18 protein-coding genes and 1 pseudogene are annotated in these 16,651 nt (G+C 66.7%); 16 read left to right on the top strand and 3 right to left on the bottom strand.

Going from position 1 to position 16,651, the window contains the following annotated elements; translation table 11 throughout:
* The 10 genes and pseudogenes from ABZ656_RS32530 to ABZ656_RS32485 form a co-directional block, all read left to right on the top strand.
* Nucleotides 1-1,169: group II intron maturase-specific domain-containing protein (locus tag ABZ656_RS32530; RefSeq protein ID WP_360272599.1), on the top strand; the 1,169-nt coding region annotated here is incomplete at its 5' end.
* A gap of 78 nt (nt 1,170-1,247) precedes the next feature.
* The gene (locus ABZ656_RS32525) at nt 1,248-2,504 is read left to right on the top strand and encodes an IS256 family transposase (RefSeq protein ID WP_101408736.1); all 1,257 of its coding nucleotides are present in this window, start codon (nt 1,248-1,250) and stop codon (nt 2,502-2,504) included.
* Nucleotides 2,501-2,998, top strand: a complete 498-nt coding sequence (locus tag ABZ656_RS32520) for an HAD domain-containing protein (protein WP_101408696.1) — start codon at nt 2,501-2,503, stop codon at nt 2,996-2,998. The genes ABZ656_RS32525 and ABZ656_RS32520 overlap by 4 nt, the downstream gene beginning before the upstream one ends.
* 181 nt (nt 2,999-3,179) lie before the next feature.
* Nucleotides 3,180-3,302, top strand: a pseudogene (locus ABZ656_RS32515) (transposase); the annotation flags it as partial.
* Between the two features lie 174 nt (nt 3,303-3,476).
* Complete coding sequence (locus ABZ656_RS32510; RefSeq protein WP_101408697.1) at nt 3,477-3,881, top strand: hypothetical protein; 405 nt, start codon at nt 3,477-3,479, stop codon at nt 3,879-3,881.
* Between the two features lie 66 nt (nt 3,882-3,947).
* Nucleotides 3,948-4,694: an ATP-binding cassette domain-containing protein gene (locus ABZ656_RS32505; protein WP_360272595.1), complete on the top strand. Its 747-nt coding sequence runs from the start codon at nt 3,948-3,950 to the stop codon at nt 4,692-4,694.
* Nucleotides 4,691-5,941 (top strand): hypothetical protein, encoded by a 1,251-nt coding sequence (locus ABZ656_RS32500; protein ID WP_360272592.1) that lies wholly within the window; start codon nt 4,691-4,693, stop codon nt 5,939-5,941. Before ABZ656_RS32505 ends, ABZ656_RS32500 begins: the two co-directional genes overlap by 4 nt.
* Nucleotides 5,938-6,495, top strand: coding sequence for a hypothetical protein (locus ABZ656_RS32495; RefSeq protein WP_129592455.1), 558 nt, complete (start codon nt 5,938-5,940; stop codon nt 6,493-6,495). Before ABZ656_RS32500 ends, ABZ656_RS32495 begins: the two co-directional genes overlap by 4 nt.
* A gap of 142 nt (nt 6,496-6,637) precedes the next feature.
* Entirely contained in the window at nt 6,638-6,805 is a 168-nt protein-coding gene (locus ABZ656_RS32490) for a hypothetical protein (protein ID WP_266944576.1), read from the top strand.
* Entirely contained in the window at nt 6,768-7,172 is a 405-nt protein-coding gene (locus ABZ656_RS32485; protein ID WP_360272587.1) for a hypothetical protein, read from the top strand. Before ABZ656_RS32490 ends, ABZ656_RS32485 begins: the two co-directional genes overlap by 38 nt.
* On the opposite strand, the gene ABZ656_RS32480 is transcribed toward ABZ656_RS32485, so the two are convergent.
* Both ABZ656_RS32480 and ABZ656_RS32475 read right to left on the bottom strand, forming a co-directional pair.
* Nucleotides 7,157-7,411 (bottom strand): hypothetical protein, encoded by a 255-nt coding sequence (locus ABZ656_RS32480; RefSeq protein WP_129592456.1) that lies wholly within the window; start codon nt 7,409-7,411, stop codon nt 7,157-7,159. The two genes, ABZ656_RS32485 and ABZ656_RS32480, sit on opposite strands and share 16 nt — an antisense overlap.
* A gap of 954 nt (nt 7,412-8,365) precedes the next feature.
* A complete protein-coding gene (locus tag ABZ656_RS32475; RefSeq protein WP_180362825.1) occupies nt 8,366-8,509 on the bottom strand; it encodes a hypothetical protein in 144 nt (47 codons plus the stop codon).
* A 566-nt stretch (nt 8,510-9,075) separates the two neighbouring features.
* Here ABZ656_RS32475 and ABZ656_RS32470 point away from each other — a divergent pair.
* Nucleotides 9,076-9,948, top strand: a complete 873-nt coding sequence (locus ABZ656_RS32470; protein ID WP_360272583.1) for a helix-turn-helix domain-containing protein — start codon at nt 9,076-9,078, stop codon at nt 9,946-9,948.
* 19 nt (nt 9,949-9,967) lie between these two features.
* A complete protein-coding gene (gene cyaB, locus ABZ656_RS32465) occupies nt 9,968-10,522 on the top strand; it encodes a class IV adenylate cyclase (protein ID WP_101408705.1) in 555 nt (184 codons plus the stop codon).
* A 56-nt stretch (nt 10,523-10,578) separates the two neighbouring features.
* Here cyaB and ABZ656_RS32460 read toward each other — a convergent pair whose 3' ends face one another.
* A complete protein-coding gene (locus ABZ656_RS32460; protein WP_360272579.1) occupies nt 10,579-10,944 on the bottom strand; it encodes an NUDIX hydrolase in 366 nt (121 codons plus the stop codon).
* A gap of 938 nt (nt 10,945-11,882) precedes the next feature.
* Here ABZ656_RS32460 and ABZ656_RS32455 point away from each other — a divergent pair.
* The 4 genes from ABZ656_RS32455 to ABZ656_RS32440 all read left to right on the top strand — a co-directional run bounded on the left by ABZ656_RS32455 (nt 11,883) and on the right by ABZ656_RS32440 (nt 16,617).
* A complete protein-coding gene (locus tag ABZ656_RS32455) occupies nt 11,883-12,584 on the top strand; it encodes a hypothetical protein (RefSeq protein WP_360272576.1) in 702 nt (233 codons plus the stop codon).
* Between the two features lie 5 nt (nt 12,585-12,589).
* Nucleotides 12,590-13,561 (top strand): hypothetical protein, encoded by a 972-nt coding sequence (locus ABZ656_RS32450; RefSeq protein ID WP_129592458.1) that lies wholly within the window; start codon nt 12,590-12,592, stop codon nt 13,559-13,561.
* Between the two features lie 291 nt (nt 13,562-13,852).
* Nucleotides 13,853-15,244, top strand: a complete 1,392-nt coding sequence (locus ABZ656_RS32445; RefSeq protein WP_360272572.1) for a prenyltransferase/squalene oxidase repeat-containing protein — start codon at nt 13,853-13,855, stop codon at nt 15,242-15,244.
* Entirely contained in the window at nt 15,241-16,617 is a 1,377-nt protein-coding gene (locus tag ABZ656_RS32440) for an SDR family NAD(P)-dependent oxidoreductase (RefSeq protein ID WP_360272569.1), read from the top strand. Before ABZ656_RS32445 ends, ABZ656_RS32440 begins: the two co-directional genes overlap by 4 nt.
* Nucleotides 16,618-16,651: the final 34 nt, after the last annotated feature.

The following is a 16,651-nucleotide window of genomic DNA, read 5'->3' as shown; positions in this document are numbered from 1 at the left end:
CGGGCGTACTCGACGCTATCGACACGATCACCACGCACCATGTCACAAACCTACTACCCATTGTGACGGCCCTTACCCTCCGTGAGAGGGAGGAGTTCCAAGCGCCGGTAGCCGAGCGTCACCTCGAAGCAGAAGTTGCCCATTGCGTTGGGGGCGTGATCAGCCCGCTGCTGATGAACATCGCTCTCCATGGGATGGGAGAGGTCATCGGAGCGAACCGTCCGTGGAACGCGAAGACGACCTCGCCGGCGCTGGTTCGGTACGCCGACGACTTCGTGGTGTTCTGCACCACGGAGGAAGAGGCTATGAAGGCCAAGCAGGACCTTGCCGCATGGCTCGAACCCCGGGGTCTCTCCTTCAACGAGGAGAAGACCAGGGTGGTGCACCTCTCCAGTGGGGTGGACTTCCTGGGGTTCAACGTCGGCAGGTTCCGCGAGAAGCTGATCATCAAGCCGAGCCGGGACGCCCTACAGAGAGCCCGGAAGAGGATCAGTGTCACGGCCAGGGAGAACAGTGGCTCGCCCACGGAATACCTGGTCAGGGCACTGTCACCCTTCGTGCGTGGCTGGTCCACGTACTACCGGTCAGTCTGTTCGAAGGAGACCTTCAACCAACTGGACGCCTACACCTTCGAGGTCCTGAAGCGTTGGGCTATGCGGCGGCATCGCCGCAAACCCTGGGGATGGATCAAGCAGAGGTACTGGGGCAGGTTCCAGCCAGGCAGGTCCAGCAAGTGGGTGTTCGGCACTCCCGAGCACTACTTGCAACAAGCCGCCTGGATGCCGATCCAGCGACACACCCTGGTCAAGGACGATGCGTCGCCCGATGATCCGGAGCTGGAAGAGTACTGGGGGAACCGTCGACGCAAGCGGGTGCAGGCCGTGGGGGAGCCCAGGAAAATCCTCTCCCTCGCCTACCGCCAGCGAGGGCTGTGTCCCAGGTGCGGACTAGATCTGATCGACGGAGCCGGATTCGACCCGGACGACGTTCAGGACTGGGTCAAGTGGTTCACGGGGAGCCTCCGGGCGATCCACGTGCATCACCTGACCTACCGCAGCAAGGGCGGTAGCGACCACCCGAGCAACCTGGAGCTGATCCACACGACCTGTCATCATCAGGTACATGCTGGTGACCGAAGGCTTGACACCCAACAGGCAGCCACAGGCTAGCTTGAGCCGGATGCGGGGATGACTCGCACGTCCGGTTCTGAGGGGGCCGGGACGCAGCAACGCGTCCCGGCTACCCGACTGCTCAGCGTAGTCAACAACGACGGAACCACCGAGACCGGCTTCCTGATGGACGACATCGTCCGCGAGGGCGCCCGGCGGATGCTCGCCGTGGCCCTGGAGGCCGAAGTCAACCAGTACATAGCCGAGTTGGCCGACCAGCGTGACGAAGCCGGTCGCCGGCTGGTGGTCCGCAACGGCCACCACCGCGAGCGCACCGTGACCACGGCCGCAGGCCCGGTCCCGGTCAAGGCGCCGCGCGTGAACGACAAGCGCGTCGACGCCGCCACGGGCGAGCGCGAGCGGTTCTCGTCGAAGATCCTGGCCCCCTGGTGCCGGAAGTCCCCGAAGATCAGCGAGGTTCTTCCCCTGCTCTACCTGCACGGACTGTCCTCCGGCGACTTCGTGCCCGCCATGGAGCAGTTCCTCGGCAGCTCGGCCGGGCTTTCGCCGGCCACCGTGACCCGGCTGACCAAGCAATGGAGCGATGACCACGCCGTCTTCCAAGCCCGCGACCTGTCGGAATCCGACTACGTCTACGTGTGGGCCGACGGCGTCCACCCCAAGATCCGCCTCGGCCAGGCCCGCTCCTGCGTCCTGGTCCTCATGGGAGTGCGCACCGACGGCCGCAAGGAGCTCATCGCGCTCGCCGAAGGACTGCGCGAGTCCACCGAGTCCTGGGCCGACCTGCTACGTGACTGCCGGCGGCGCGGCATGCGGGCCCCCGAGCTCGTGGTCGGTGACGGCGCGATGGGCCTGTGGCGGGCTCTCACGGAGGTGTTTCCGCAGACCAGGCACCAAAGGTGCTGGGTTCACAAAACCCGGAACGTGGTCAACGCCCTGCCGAAGTCGGCCCAGCCCGGAGCGAAGAAGGCATTGCAGGAGATCTTCTACAACGCCGAAGACCGCGACCACGCCGAGAAGGCCGTCAAGGACTTCGATCGCGCCTACGGCGCGAAGTGGCCCAAGGCGGTGAAGAAGGTCACCGACGAGACCGATGAACTCCTGGCGTTCTACGACTTCCCCGCCGAACACTGGGTCCATCTCAGAACGACGAATCCGATCGAATCCACCTTCAGCACCGTCAAGTTGAGGACCCGGGTCACCCGCGGAGCTGGCAGCCCCGCAGCAGCCCTGGCCATGGTGTTCAAGCTCACCGAGTCCGCCCAGGCCCGCTGGCGCGCGATCACCGCACCCCACCTCGTCGCCCTCGTCCGCAACGGCGCCACATTCCACAACGGCTACCTCGTCGAGCGCCCCGAGGTGAGCGCAGCATGACCAGGCACGGGAACCGTCCACTGCTCTTCCTGGACGTCGACGGGCCGCTCCTGCCGTTCGGTGACGACCCGCAGCGCGATCTCGCGGGCACCGCATCCAACTCGCACCTGGCGCGGCCCGACCCGCAGATCGGGCCGCGGCTCGCGGCGCTGCCGTGCGACCTGGTCTGGGCCACCACCTGGGAAGAAGAGGCCAATATCGAGCTGGCACCGCGACTCGGCCTGCCGCAGCTGCCGGTCGTGAACTGGCCAGAGCCCTCAGCCGCCCACGAACGCGAAGACCAGTGGTTCGGGCTCCACTGGAAGACCCGAACCCTCGTCGCGTGGGCGGACGGACGCCCGTTCGCCTGGGTCGACGACGAGATCACCGACGCCGACCGAGACTGGGTATCCACCCATCACCCCGGCCAGGCGATCCTCCATCGCGTCGCGTCGTCCCGCGGCCTCACCGACCAGGACTTCGCAGTCCTCGATCAATGGCTACAGCTGGCTTGAGGTTCTCCGCGCTGATCCACAGGATTTGACAGTTACTCCACCATCCGCACTGGTCACGCTTCCGACGACGCAGCCAGGCCCGCGCCCGCCGCTCCCACTGCAAACGCCGAGGCCACAACCCACAGATGCGGTTGCAGTACCAACCCGTCGAAGCGGAACGTCTCACCCAAGACTGACAGAGGTGCTGGCCGGCCTGCCGCTACCCCGTTTTCCGGACGGGCGACTGGTGCTGGCGGTGGACGTCTCGCCGTGGCTGCGGTCGGATGCGCCGTGCTCGCCGGACCGGTTGTACTGCCACGTCTACAGGGCGCCCCCCGACCCTGCGTGAACTGGCAGCTGGGCGAACCTCAGATTTTCCTCAAATGTGATTGTCATCATCCTCACACGTCCCGTACCTTCCGCATGTTCAACCAAGATCACCTTCACAAGTCCATCCCTCAACCTGTCCTATAGGAAGGGAATTTGACCCTCCTCAGCCATGGCGCGCACAGGCAAGCGCGCTTCGATGGTCGGAATGGCGGCAGCGGCAGTTGTCGGCGCTCTCGCGGTGCCCGCTCAGGCATCATCCTGGTCCAGCAGCCTTACCAATGTCGGAAATGACTTCGAGTCACGTCGCTGGACCGACGACGGCGGCTCCACGTCGATCAAGTTCACCAACTGCACAAGATCGGGATCGCAAGCCGTCAACGTGACGCTGCGCAAGGACACCTTCGGGCCTGACCCGCTGTACAGCACTGCGACCTTCACCAACTGCTTCAATTCCGGCGCCACGTCAACCGGCAACTGGGACGACCACGGCAGTGGCGACTACTACTTCGTCGTCGACTACGGGCAAAACGTCTACGCTCCCGTGTCGGTCAGTTCGCTCTCCGTCTACTACTGATCGGTAGTTCTCCGGGCCCCCGCCGCACAGCGTGCCGCGGGGGCCCGGCACACAGAAAGGCCCTGCATGCCTATCACCTTCCGCGAGTGCACCTTCCGCTACCGGGGAGGTGACGACGTCATCCAGAACCTCGATCTGGCTTTCACCTCCGGAGCCACGGTTCTCCTCGGACCCAACGGAGCAGGCAAGAGCACACTGCTGTCGCTTGGGGCGAGCGCACTGCGCCCACAGTCCGGAGGCGTGACATTCAACGGCCTGAGCCCGTGGAACCGCAAGCAGTCCGCGGCCTACCGCGCAGCAGTGGCATGGCTCCCGCAGAAGCCGTCATTCCTCTCAGGAATGACCTGCCGTCAGCACGTCACCTATGCGGGATGGCTCAAGGGGATGACACAGCGCGACGCATCGAGCGCGTCCGGCGAGGCACTGGAACGTGTAGGCCTTGCCAAGCAAGCAGACCGGAAGGTCAGCGAGCTGTCCGGCGGGCAGCAGCAGCGTGTCGCCATCGCTCAGGCCCTCGTCCACCGCGCTAAGGTCCTCCTCCTCGACGAACCCACCGTAGGACTCGACCCGAAACAGCGCAGATCATTCCTCCAGCTAATCGCATTACTGCGCGACGAAACACATGTGATCGTCTCTACCCATGACATCGCCGACATCAGTGAATCCTTCAGCGATGTCGTAGTACTTCATGGGGGAAAGGTCCTGTTCAACGGACCCGTTCCTTCGTTCCTCGCCCATTCGGGAACCCGGATCCACTCAGAACGCGCCGCGGAAGACGCCTACACCGCTGTCCTCGAAGGAGGATCCAGGTGATCATCTGGCATCAGCTGCGGCGTTCGGCGGCCCAATGGGTCATCCTGCCGGCCGCCCTGTTCGTATACCTGTACATGCAGAGTGCGGTATCCACCGTCCCGTCACACTACGGAATCGAGTCGGGCGAGAGCACGATCTATGCACTGGCCACCATCGCCCCGGCCGTCGCCGCATGCGCCGCATGGGACTCGGGGCGCATGCGGCCCGTACGCCACATGCTGACCACATCCTCCCGGTCACGATGGTCGCTGCTCCTGTTCATCGGCACTCCCCTCGCCGCACTGGAAGCTGCACTTCTCGTGCTCGCCGTCGTCCTGGCACGGATCAACACCGGAGTACTTCCCTCCGGTGCCGGCTGGACCGCACTGGCACACATGATCATCGTCCCTGCCGAGTGGGCCGTGATCGGCTGGTACGCCGGCGGGCGCCTGCACAGAAGTATTGCCGCACCAGCAGCAGCAGCCCTGTGCTGGACCTGGCTGACGATGCCACATGCAATGTCCAACGCATGGCTGAGGCACCTCGGCGGGTTCATCGACGGAACATCCACCATCACCGATGTCCACCGGGCCGAGATCTATTTCGTGCCATGGATCTTCACCGGCTGTCTTATAGCCGTCACATGGCTCCTCACCCGTACCGGCCCCCGCCGCGTCTTCCTCCCCGCCGGCACAGGTGCCGCCGCCGTAGCACTCCTCGCCGGATACGCCGCAGTCAGCGGATGGGGCTACAGCAACCCGGAAACCGTACGTGCCGTTCATTCCGTGTGCTCTGGAACCTCCCCGCAGATCTGCGTTCCACCGGAGTACCGTTCCTACATTCCGCAGATCCGCCACAGCACCCAAGGCCCGCTCAGTGCCCTGGCCGCCGCTGGCGTCACACAGCCGAAGCGTATGGAGATCCTGTCGCCGTCAGCCAAGCCCGCACCGGGCGTATGGCGGCTGCACTGGTCACTTCCTACTGTTCACCAGCAAGCCGAATACCACACGGCCGCCGATGTCATGGCAGTATCGGCCGTCGAGGGGACCGCGGCCCAACATGGCAAGCATTCGTGCGGAGGCCCGTCCGCTCCAGAACTCCTATGGGCCACTGCCGTTGCAGGCAACAAGGACGAGGTGCGCAAGGAAACCGATCCGCAGTTGTGGAGCCTGGTGGGTCCTGTCCTCGATGAGCCAGTGAAGCAGCAGTCCGCCTGGTTCACGCAGCAGGTCCTTGACCATGCCTGCACAGTGGAGGGGGCGCGTTGAGGCTCTATGTGACAGCGGTGCGGAAGTGGTGGACCGCAGCTGCGGCGATCATCCTGATGGCAGTGGTATGCCAGCTTTCGGGAAAGAGCAGTATCGAGCTGCCCGCTCTCAGCGGCAGTGGCGTCACGCCCTTGGCCTACTTCACCCCGCTGCTGGTGTCCTCCGCGGTCCTGTACTGCCTCAACCGACGTGTCGATCACATCGAGCGGACCGCTGTGGTGCCTGTCGCCGTGATCGATGCGGCATGCGTGGCGTCCGTATTCGTTCTGTGTCTGGCAGCTGGTTTCGTGACAGGCTTCGACACCGCCCGCAACGTACTGCTGCTGATCTGCATCGGTCTTCTGATCGCCCAGGTGGGCAACACCGCATCAGGTATCGCCACGGGTATGATGCTGCTGATCGCCAGCATCGTCGCGGGACGTGGCCCGGCGGGAAGCCACGCCTGGTGGGCTGTGGTCCTGTATCCGTCGAGCAGTGTCCCTGCGTGGTCCCTGACTGCGGTAGTGCTGGCAGTCGCAGGCATCCGTTCTGTCAAAGCCTCCGGGAAGCCGTAGCCTTCCGTCCGGGGCCGACCTGAGCCGCGATGGGTGAGACCTGGCGTCCTGGCGCCGTGTCGTCCCATGAGGGGGCGCCGATGCACTCCGGTGACCGGGGGGCGATGAGCGGTTGGCCGGGGCTGGAGGTGCCTCCCCCTGAGTGGTGGACACGCTGATACTGGGTCTGCTTGATCCGGAGGAAGCGAGAAGACCGCCGATGGCGGACCGCTGGCGCGCGATCACCGGCGCACACCTGGTCCCGCTGGTCCGCGCGGGCGCGAGGTTCGAGAATGGCCAGCTCGTGGAGCGAAACGAGGTCGCGGCCTGATGCCGCCCTGGATCCCCTCACCGACGAGGAACTGGACGAACTCGACGAGCTGGCAGGGGCCGCGACTCCGGGCCCGTGGTTCGTCCGCAACCTCGATGATGCCGACGCCATGAGCCTTGTCGCCGTGAGCACCGTGCCCGACACCGGCCTCGGCGAGCGGTGGCCGGGCTTCGACCATCGCGAGATCGTGGCTGCGACCCTCATCCAACAGCCCCGCTACGTCGATGCCGTCGATGAGCGATGGGACCAGAACGCGCACTTCATCGCCGCCGCCCGCGGCACCGTCCCCCGCCTCGTCGCTGAAATCAGGCAACTGCGCCAACAGTTGGAGGCGACCAGCACTACGAACGGTCAAGAAGCGAACTGATCCACAACTATTGACAATTGCTCCTCACGGGTGTCGTAACCGCCCATGCGCGCCCATACGAACTTCGCGTCGACAGCGCGCATGACTTCGGGGTCGTCGAGGCGGCCATCGCGAAGTGCGGCACGGGCGTAGCGGATGGCTTTGGCGGTCTCGCGGCAGCCGGTCGCGCAGAAGAGGCCGCGCACATCGATGGCCAGAGCAGTGTCACAGTTCGCGCACGCGTCGGGTGTGAAGAGCACCGCGGCCTCCCCGCCTTGGTCGGATTCCCCAGTATCGTTCGCGGTCGCCAGCCCCGTACTGTGCCCGGCCATACCCCATGGCAGTCGGGGGCACACGTCTGGCGTGTTACGGCTACGCGTTAGAGACTCGCCGCCGATATGCCTTCTGTCGGCAGGCCGGACCGCAGTACCGGGAGTCTGCGCGGCCCGTGGTGATCTGTTCGCTGCACGTCTCGCACGGCTGGCCGCTCCCCTGGCTGCCGTTACGGCTACGGGTTAGAGACGTGAGGCAGGATGCCGAGCACGTCACCCTCTTCAGCAGCGGGTCCCCGTGCCGGACGATCACCAGGCCGCACGCCTCGCAGGCGGTCGGCGGCAGCAGCTCCCCGCGGCCGGTTGGCCACGGGTACCACTGGAAGCGGTCGGCGGTGCGCTCGGAGTCGACGGGCACGATGTTGGTCTCAGGGTCGATCCGACCGCGCATGTAGCAGGGCTCGCAGATCAGTTCGCGGGTGCGCCAACGTCGGTGCCCCTGCTTCCGGGACGCGTTGACGACATAGGCCGGCCCGCTGAACGGGTTGCCGCACAAACCCACCGGGACCGAGAGGTCACAACCCTACCGAAGAGGGCTGCAGAAGGGATGGTCCTCTAATGAGCGCTGATGCCGCGATCACGATGACGATGCCCCGTCTGACGAGGCGGCTGCGTCTCGCCATGTTCCCCTCCCGATTGTGCGGGGTCATTCTGCACCTGAGGGAGTTGGCGTGCTGGGCCGTCGTCGAGGGGCGGCGGGCGAAGTCGACGACGGCCCGCTGCGAGGCTGTGAGACCGGGCAGCGGGCCGTGCGGGCCGGGTCTGCGGCCAGTTGGCACGGAGCGGCCCCGGCCGGGGATGACCCGGCCGGGGCCTGGTCCCGCCCGCCCCGAGGGACTGGCTGGTTGCCGTCGACGGGCGGGAGTCTTCAGTGGCGCAGGTCTACCAACTGGTCTTGCTGTACGGGTGCCAGTGCCGGCCGCTGTGACCGAAGGGCTTGGTGCAGTGGACGTGCGTGCCCGTGTGCTCCGCCCAGCAGTAGCCAGAAATGCGGCCTTGAGCGCGAGGCAGGGTGGACTTGCTCACGGAGTGTCTCCTGTTCGCGAGGTGGGGCGCCGGGGACGCTTCGGGCAGCGCGAGCCGCATTCGTAGACCTCGACGCTCAGGTCGTAGGCGCCGCTGGACCCCGTCGCGCGGCCGGCGGACCGGGCCCCGCGGGTGAGCCGCTTCCGGCACCAGCAGCAGTCCCACCCCGAGTACTGAGCGCGGGTCAGATCGGCGACCTGGGGCGGCTTCCGTTTCCAGGAGGCCATCGGTCGGCGAGCGGGACCAAGCCGTACCGGATCTGGCAGGGATGGCACGCGAACCGCTGGCGGCCCGTTCCCGGGCCGGATCCCGACTCTTCGATCTGGATCAGGCGGACGTCCCGCGTGATCCCTTTATGCCAGGCGCAGTAGGCGTAGGCCGTCGGGGTGGTGGGCGCGCTCTGGGTCTGCGTAATCTCTGCCATGTCGACTCCAACCAGTCGTCCGCGCCCGGGGCCGTTCGCGCGGCCGCCGGGGTTCATACGATCTGGCCAGGATCTTGTGACGGACGGTGTCGACTCGATCCCCCACCGGTAATCTCACGGTGAGATGGCTTTCCATCCCGCCATGGAAACCGGGGGCCGCACCATGCCGACCGCACTCGAACCGATCGAACTGCCCGACTGGGCATGGGAGCGCGCCGAGGTCCGTCAGGCCCTCCGCGCCCGCGACATGGGTGCCGTGTTCCGCCAGGTGCAGCAGTACGCCGGGGCCAGCCAGTCCCGCATCGCCGTGGCCACCGGGATGACGCAGGCCCGCGTCAACGAGATCATCAACAGGCGCCGCGAGGTGTCCCGCCTCGACGTGTACGAGCGGATCGCCGACGGCCTCCACATGCCTGACGACGCCCGGCACCTGCTCGGCCTCGCCGCGAGCCGAGAGAAGCGCTCCGGCGGGCCAGCCTTCGACCTCGCCGCGTTCCCCGAGGTGGTCCGTGTGTACGCGGCACAGAATTCGGCGGCCGACGAAATCCAGCAACAGGCCCGCGAGGCAAAGGAGCTGGACGTCCTGGCCGTGCGCGGCCTCGGCCTGATCGGGCTGAACGACAGCCTTCTGCGCGCCTGCCTTCCCCGCGACCAGGGCGGCAAGGGGCTCCGCATCCGCGTCCTGCTGCTCGACCCGGACTCCGATGTCCTGGACCGCCGTGCAGCCGAGATCGGGGAGTCCTCCGAGTCTCTGGCCGGAGGCGTCCGGCTCGCCGAGGCGCGGCTTCGCGAACTGGCCGCCTGGTCCGAGATCGAGGTGTACAGGTACCGCATGCTGCCTACTTGGCGGCTCATCCGCACGGACTCCACCATGTTCGTCAGCGCCTTCGACGCGGGGTGGGAAGGCCACGAGAGCGCCACGTACAAGGTCATGGAGACGCCGCACGGGCCCCTCTTCCGGGGGTTCCGCCGGATGTTCGATGCGATCGTCGACGGCGCGGAGCGGACAGTGTGAACTGAGAGGGGAAGCGCACGTGATCGAGGCGGAGTTGAAGGCCCGGGTCCACTCGCCCGAGGCGGTCATGCGGCAGCTCGACGAGCGCGCCGAGGCCCGCATCGAGGTGTACCAGGACACCTACTACGACCGGCCAGACGGCTCGCTGGAGAAGGCGGACCAGGAGCTGCGAGTGCGGACCGTCCGCGGCCCGAACGGCCTGAGGACCGTGCTGACGTTCAAGGACGCGACGGTCGACGAAGCCTCCGGCTCGAAGCCCGAACACGAGACCCGGGTCGAGGACTCCCAGGAGGCGCACGCCATCCTGCAGGGCCTCGGCTACGCCCCGTCGATCGCCTTCTCGAAGCGGTGTCGGAACTACGACTTCGAGGCCCGCGGCCGGCAGATGCTCGCCACCCTCGTGCGCGTACCCGAGATCGACGGGACGTTCCTCGAGGTCGAGACGATTGTCGTCGAGGAAGACATTACGGCCGCGCTGGACGACATCCGTGCCGTGCTCGCCGACCTCGGCATCGGCCCCGAGGACCTGACACGGGAGCTGTACACGGACGCGGTCGCCGCCCGCCGTCGCTGACCCCGGACATGAATGCCCCCTGTACGGTCACGAGGACCAAGCAGGGGGCCTTTGGGCTACCGGCCGTCGAGGTAGGCCTGCACGGGCGGGAACAGTCCGCGCGGCACGTACCGGTGGATCTCGCCGCGTGCAGCCCAGGCGATGGCGGATACCTCGCGCGGCGATGCGGCGCGCGCCGTGCCCCCGCGAACCGTGCACGCCACGTAGGCGATGAGCCGGCCGGTGTCGGGATGCACGCGTTCGCCGAGCAGCCTGACCGCCTCCACACCGAGGCCGGTCTCCTCGAGCGTCTCCCGGACGGCCGCCTGCTCGGCCGTCTCGCCCGGCTCGACGGTGCCACCAGGCAGTGCCCAGACGAGATCGGCCTCGGGGGCGGCGCGACAGATCAGCAGGAGCCGGCCGTGGTCAACAACTACGCCCATCGCCAAGACTGGTTGCTCGCCCACCGGTCGCCCCTCCACGTGCTCACGAGAGTTCCGCGCGTCCTCGCGGCCTACCCAATTTCTAACCCCTCCATGGAGTGATCTTGGGGGGCGAAGTTCAGGGAAGCGTAGTGACGTGCCTCGCGCCTCGAAGTCCCCCCCCGCAGTCGCCGCCCGCGGTGGCACTGGATCATCACCATCAAGTGGGATGAGAGCAACCGTTTCCCTGAGATGGTGACTGCCTCGGGGACCTGCGTGCCGCCGCCCGGCTATACGCGACAGGACATGTTCGATCTTCTGTACGAACGGACCGTGCGGGAAGCGAAGGCCACAGACGCTTACGTCCTGTTCTTCTCGCTGGAGCCGGACGAGCTATGTCGAACCGACGGCGCTGGCCCGTGACGCAGAAAAAGCCCCCTGCGCGGCCGTGATGACCATGCAGGGGGCCAGGCAGGGACGATCTATCAACGGGTAGGTAGGGGTTCCCCGGCGGTGCAGGTCCTCTGTGCCCTTGTTGAATCGCGCGAACCGAGTTGCGAGCACCTCCGTATGATCGGCCGCGGAGCTCGCGATGGCAGGGTTCTCGGCGTCGCCGAGGGAGTCGCCTGCCAACTGCCCACGTGGAAGGGCGTTCATGCGACCGCACCCGCGCGGTCGCCCCGGTGGAGGGCGCCCAGATCACCAGCCAACTGAGCGCGCTACCTGGCCAGCGTGGCCAAGTGGCGCGCTCGTGGTAGAGGCCGTCTCCCAGGCTTTCAGGCAAATGCGCACTCGCGGAGCTCCTTGAAGCCGCGGTTCACGGTCGGCTTGCTCGCGCCCAGCTTGGCGCACATCTCGTTCTGGCTGATCGAGGCGGTGCCGGTCTCCGGGTCGCTCAGGTACAGCAGCTGGTCCAGGACGCGGCGGCCGGCTGTGAAGCCGCTGTTTCACGCCTTCAGGTGAACTTCAAGAGCAGAAACGCTTATTTGCCCGATCTTGGAATGGTTATAGGCAATTCTGGCGGCCCTCTGACGGAAGGCTTGCCCATGCGGCGTCGTGCTGTGATTGCCACTGCTCTGGTTTCCCTGTCCGCCCTTGCCGTGACTGCGGCTGTGGCTGCGGGACCAGTGATGCCTGTTGCCGGGACGGTCACATGGTGCTTGTCTTCTGCGGCGGCTCAGCACCTGACGGCTGACGGAGTCGTGGTGTCGGCTGGTGCTCCGGCTGCGCTCGACTCTTCAGGGCCAACCCCGTGCGTGCAGTGGCCGATGAAGGGCAAGATCAGTCTCGACCTGACCGAGGGGTCCTGGACTGCGGGTGGCGGTATGACCTTCACCAGGGCCTCGGACGGGCGCAGTCTGCGCTTCACCGGGGCGCACGGTGACTTGGCGCGGCGGTCGATGTCGGTGGATGCGGCTGTCGGAAATGAAGCATCGAAGCCAGTTGATCTCTCCACGTACGAGCTCGACATGACGAAGATGACGGTCACCATGCCGTCTTTGCACTCGCCTGGCTCGGTTGAGGGCAAGCCCTTCGACACGATGCTCGTGCAGGACGGTGCGGCGGTGTTCTCCCAGGCGTTCGGTGCGCCACCGGTTCCCAGCGGGAACAGCCTGGCCACGCTCGCGGGCCGTGTCGAAGTGGTCCCGGCGCTGGGCTGAGTCGGATGTTGGGGGAATCTGGCGTCGGCATTGACTGTCCTGGCCTCCTGGGTGACGTCCGTGCTGAGAAGGCCAACGCTGCGGTGTTGGCCTGGGCGCGGGATTTAAGACTGGCGGTTGACGCTTTTGAGGAGAAGCGTCTGGTTGCCATGCGGCTGGGGGAATTCGCTCGCCTGACCGTGCCGGAGGCGAGCGACTGCGACTTGGAACTGACGGCTCAGTGGGCTGCGTTCATCTGCCTGCTCGACGACCGGTTCGACCGCAGTCGGGTCGATACCCGCCCGGAGGGGGTTGCGTCGCTGTTCAACCGGCTGCTGGGCGTGATCACCGGTGGTGCGGCCGGATCGGGCAGTGGGATCGAGCAGGCTCTGGACGACCTGTGGCGGCGTACGGCTCCGCGGATGTCCACGCAGTGGCGGGAGCGGTTCGTTGCCGACTACCGCGACTTCGCCCTGGCCACATGTGAAGAGGCCGCCGGCCGCACCGACCGGGTGCGGCTGGGGCTCAGCGACTACGTCCTGCGGCGTCGCAGGACTATTACCGCGCTGCCCATGGCAGACATCCTGGAGTGCACCGCTGGCGCGCCCTGGCCCGGGCTCCCCGGCGGGGAAGACCTCATGAGCGCGTTACGTCTGGCTGTGGCTGATGTGGCCGGTTGGACCAATGACCTGGTCTCGGCTGAGGATGACCTGCAGGAGGACCACGACAACCTGGTGACCATGCTGGGCCGTGAACGCGGTTGCTCCCTGTCCTCGGCACGCGAGCAGGTCACGGTAATGCGAAATGACCGAGTCAGGGATTTCCATGAGCTTGCCGCTTCGTTGACGGCGATGGCCGCTTCCGGAACCGAGCGGGACGGAGTGCAGCGTTACGTGGCGGCTCTCGGGTCCTTTGTGGCTGCGACGCTGCACTGGCTCGGTGTCACCGATCGCTTCGACGCCCGTTGGTCGCTCGAGCGCCCCGGTCTATGTGACTGATCTCGTTCACTCCCACCCCTATCGGTTTCGCATTCACCGTGTTTGCCGTGCCCAAGGACTGTGCTATCGATGAGACTTCCTGCCGCCGAGCAGCTTCCCCCGGCTTGGCCATCGTCGCGTTTCCCGTCAGCGCTGCCTGCCGGACGTAGGCGTCTTTTGGCGCACTTGCTGAACCGGGTGGGAGTGGACGGTGCCGTGCGCGACTCCTGTCGAAGCCGGGTCCTTGAATCCGCGCTCGCCCTGCCACTGGTGGAGCGGTGTGGATCTGGCCACCGTGACGCACGTGACCGCATGGTGCGTTACCTGGAGCGGCACCGATGCAGCGGAGATCTGATGGACTCGGCTGTGGCCGCTACCGCCCTGGGCCGGAGTACCGGGCACCCGGCGCATCACCAGGTCCTTGAGGACATTGTCAGCCGTGTCCCGGACTTTACCGGACCTCGCAAACGCGCTCTGGTCCAAGCCATCTTCACCATGCTTGGGGCAGCTACCGCCTATGACGACGTTGCTCCCCATGCCTTCGATGCGAGCGCGCTGCATCCCTGGGCTGTTGTGCAGGCCGTTGCCGTGAATGCAATCCTGGGCCGGGCGGCAGGCAGAGCCCCAGCTGGCCGGGACGATGTCACCCTGCTGGCATCCACTCTGAGCCCGGGAACGGTGTGGGAGGGAAACCTCTTCATTCACCTGTCAGTTCTGCACGCTCTGGTGGACGTGCCCGGTATGGAGAGCGTCGTCGACGCCGGTCTGCGCACCGCCCTCATGCACCAGCGGGAGGACGGCGGCCTGCCCTTTGTCACGGACACCGACACGTGGAGCACAGTCACCTCTGGCCTTGCCCTGTGTAGCGCCGACGCACCGCGCGAGGTGCTGCACCGCGTCGCCCGGCACCTCGTGCGCGTCCAGCACGCCAACGGCGGCTGGTCCTACACCGACCACGCTCAGCTCTCCGACACGGACTGCACCACCGTCGCGGTCGAATTCCTGCATCAGCTGGACGCGGATGCCTACCGCGAGCCGATTCGGCGTGCCCTGGACGCCCTGATCGCGGTTCGCGGCGCCGCCGGCGGATTCCCCACGTACGGATCAGGCACTCCCTCCGAGGCGTGCATGACCGCCGCCGCGATCAACGCGCTCAGCACCCAAGGCCGCCACCAGCACCTCATCGAGTCTGCTCTGCGGTTCCTCGCCGACCGCCAGATGCCTGATGGCTCCTTTCCTCCAGGCTGGAGTAGCAGTCGCCTGCACACCCTCTTCAGGGCGTACCTCGCCACTCGCCCCCACCACCGGCAGTCCTCTCTGAGCGTCCATGACATGAGCAGTCGGATCGCCGGCCTAGTAAAGAGCGCACAGAACGCGGACGGCGGCTTCGGACAGCAGAACGGCGCCCCGAGCGATGCCATCAGCACCGCCTATGCCCTGATCATCCTGGCCGGGCAGCTCGACTCTGCTCCCGCTGCGCGCGCCACTCGCTACCTGCTCACCCAGCAGCGTCCCGACGGCAGCATCATCTCCGTTCCCGACATGCTCGGCCCGCGTCCTTTCACGTATTACGTCCCCGTGTTGACCGACGCGTTCACTCTGCTCGCCCTGGGCCACCTCACCCATCGCATCCGGCTATCACGCGTCGTCTTGCCAGGCCGCCGGCACAGCAGTGTGCAACCCGCCGAAAGGACAGCCCCATGAACCCATTCCGCTCCAAGCCGGCTCGCCCTTCCCTGCCCGGGCGCGTATGCCTGGTCACCGGAGGTGCAGCGGGCATCGGCTGGGCCCTGACCCGTGCCTTGGCCGCGGCCGGGGTCCACGTGTACGTGTGCGACAACTCCCAGGCCGGCCTCGACCGAGCCGCTGCTGAACTCGCCCAGCTGCCTGGGACGGCATCCGTCATGTTCGCGCATGTCGACGTGACCGACCGCACCGCCCTTGAGGAGTGGATCGCCAAGGTCCATGCCGAGCACAGGCGCATCGACGTCCTGGTCCACAACGCCGCCTACATCCGCTGGGCGGACATCGAAGAGATGACCGTCGAGCAGGCCCAGTTGTCCATGCGCACCTCCTACGATGCCCTGGTCTGCTCCGTCACAGCGGTGCTGCCGCTGATGCGGGCGGGCCGAGGTGGGCAGATCGTGGCGATGGGCTCGGCCGCGGGACGGATCTTCGTCAAAGGGCCATCGGCGGCCTACGCCGCGGCGAAGGCCGCTGTCGAGGCGTACACCGAGATGCTGCGCATCGAACTGGCCGGCTCCAATATCGGCGTGACCCTGGTGCGCCCGGCCACCGTCGTAGGCACCGACTTCTTCAAGGTCCACGTCCCCTCGGCCCGCATGCCGAGGATCGCCGACTTCCTGCCGCCCACCACACCGGAAAAGGTCGCAGCCGCGACCGTTCAGGCCATCAGCAGCCGTCGGCCGGCCGTCGACATCCCCGGCTATCTGCCCTCGTTCTACCGTGCTTACGCCATGGCTCCGGAGCTTACCCGCAAGGCTGCCGCAACCGGGGGCAGCGCCCGACGCGACTATGCCGCCAGGCGCCCCACAGCCGCCACACCGGCGCAGCCCGAGCCCCTTCGAAGCAGTGGCACACACCAGGACGGGCTCATCGCCCGTGCCCTGAAGAAAGCGGGGGGAAACGCCCACTTCGTGCACGTCATGTCTCATATTGCACCGGGCGTCGACAGGGCAGCTCACCGCCTCAGCGGGGGCCGGATGCTCCTCATGCCCGCCACGCTGCCCTCCCTGATGCTCACCACCATCGGCCGGCGCAGCGGCCAGCCCCGTCAGACCCCTCTGCTGTGCCACCTCGAATCAGACGGAAGTTATCTCGTCGTCGACACCAACTTCGGCCGCCCCCCGAGTCCCGCCTGGTCCCACAACCTCATCGCCACACCCCGAGCAAGCGTGACCCGCCGCGGAAGCACGCTGCCGGTGACCGCCACCCTCCTGGAGGGGACCGAGCGGGCCGCCGCCTGGGACCACCTCGTCGAAGTCTGGCCCGCCTACGTCTCCTTCGCCCAACGCTCAGGGCGCCGCTTGCGGATCTTCCGGCTCACACCGGCCTGACCCCTGTCTCCCCACCGAACCACCACCGCGGAGA

Source organism: Streptomyces sp. NPDC007095 (assembly GCF_040634475.1).
In the GTDB taxonomy this organism is placed as follows: domain Bacteria; phylum Actinomycetota; class Actinomycetes; order Streptomycetales; family Streptomycetaceae; genus Streptomyces.
The sequence above is the reverse complement of the archived record's forward strand: the minus strand, read 5'-3'. Positions and strand labels throughout refer to the sequence as shown.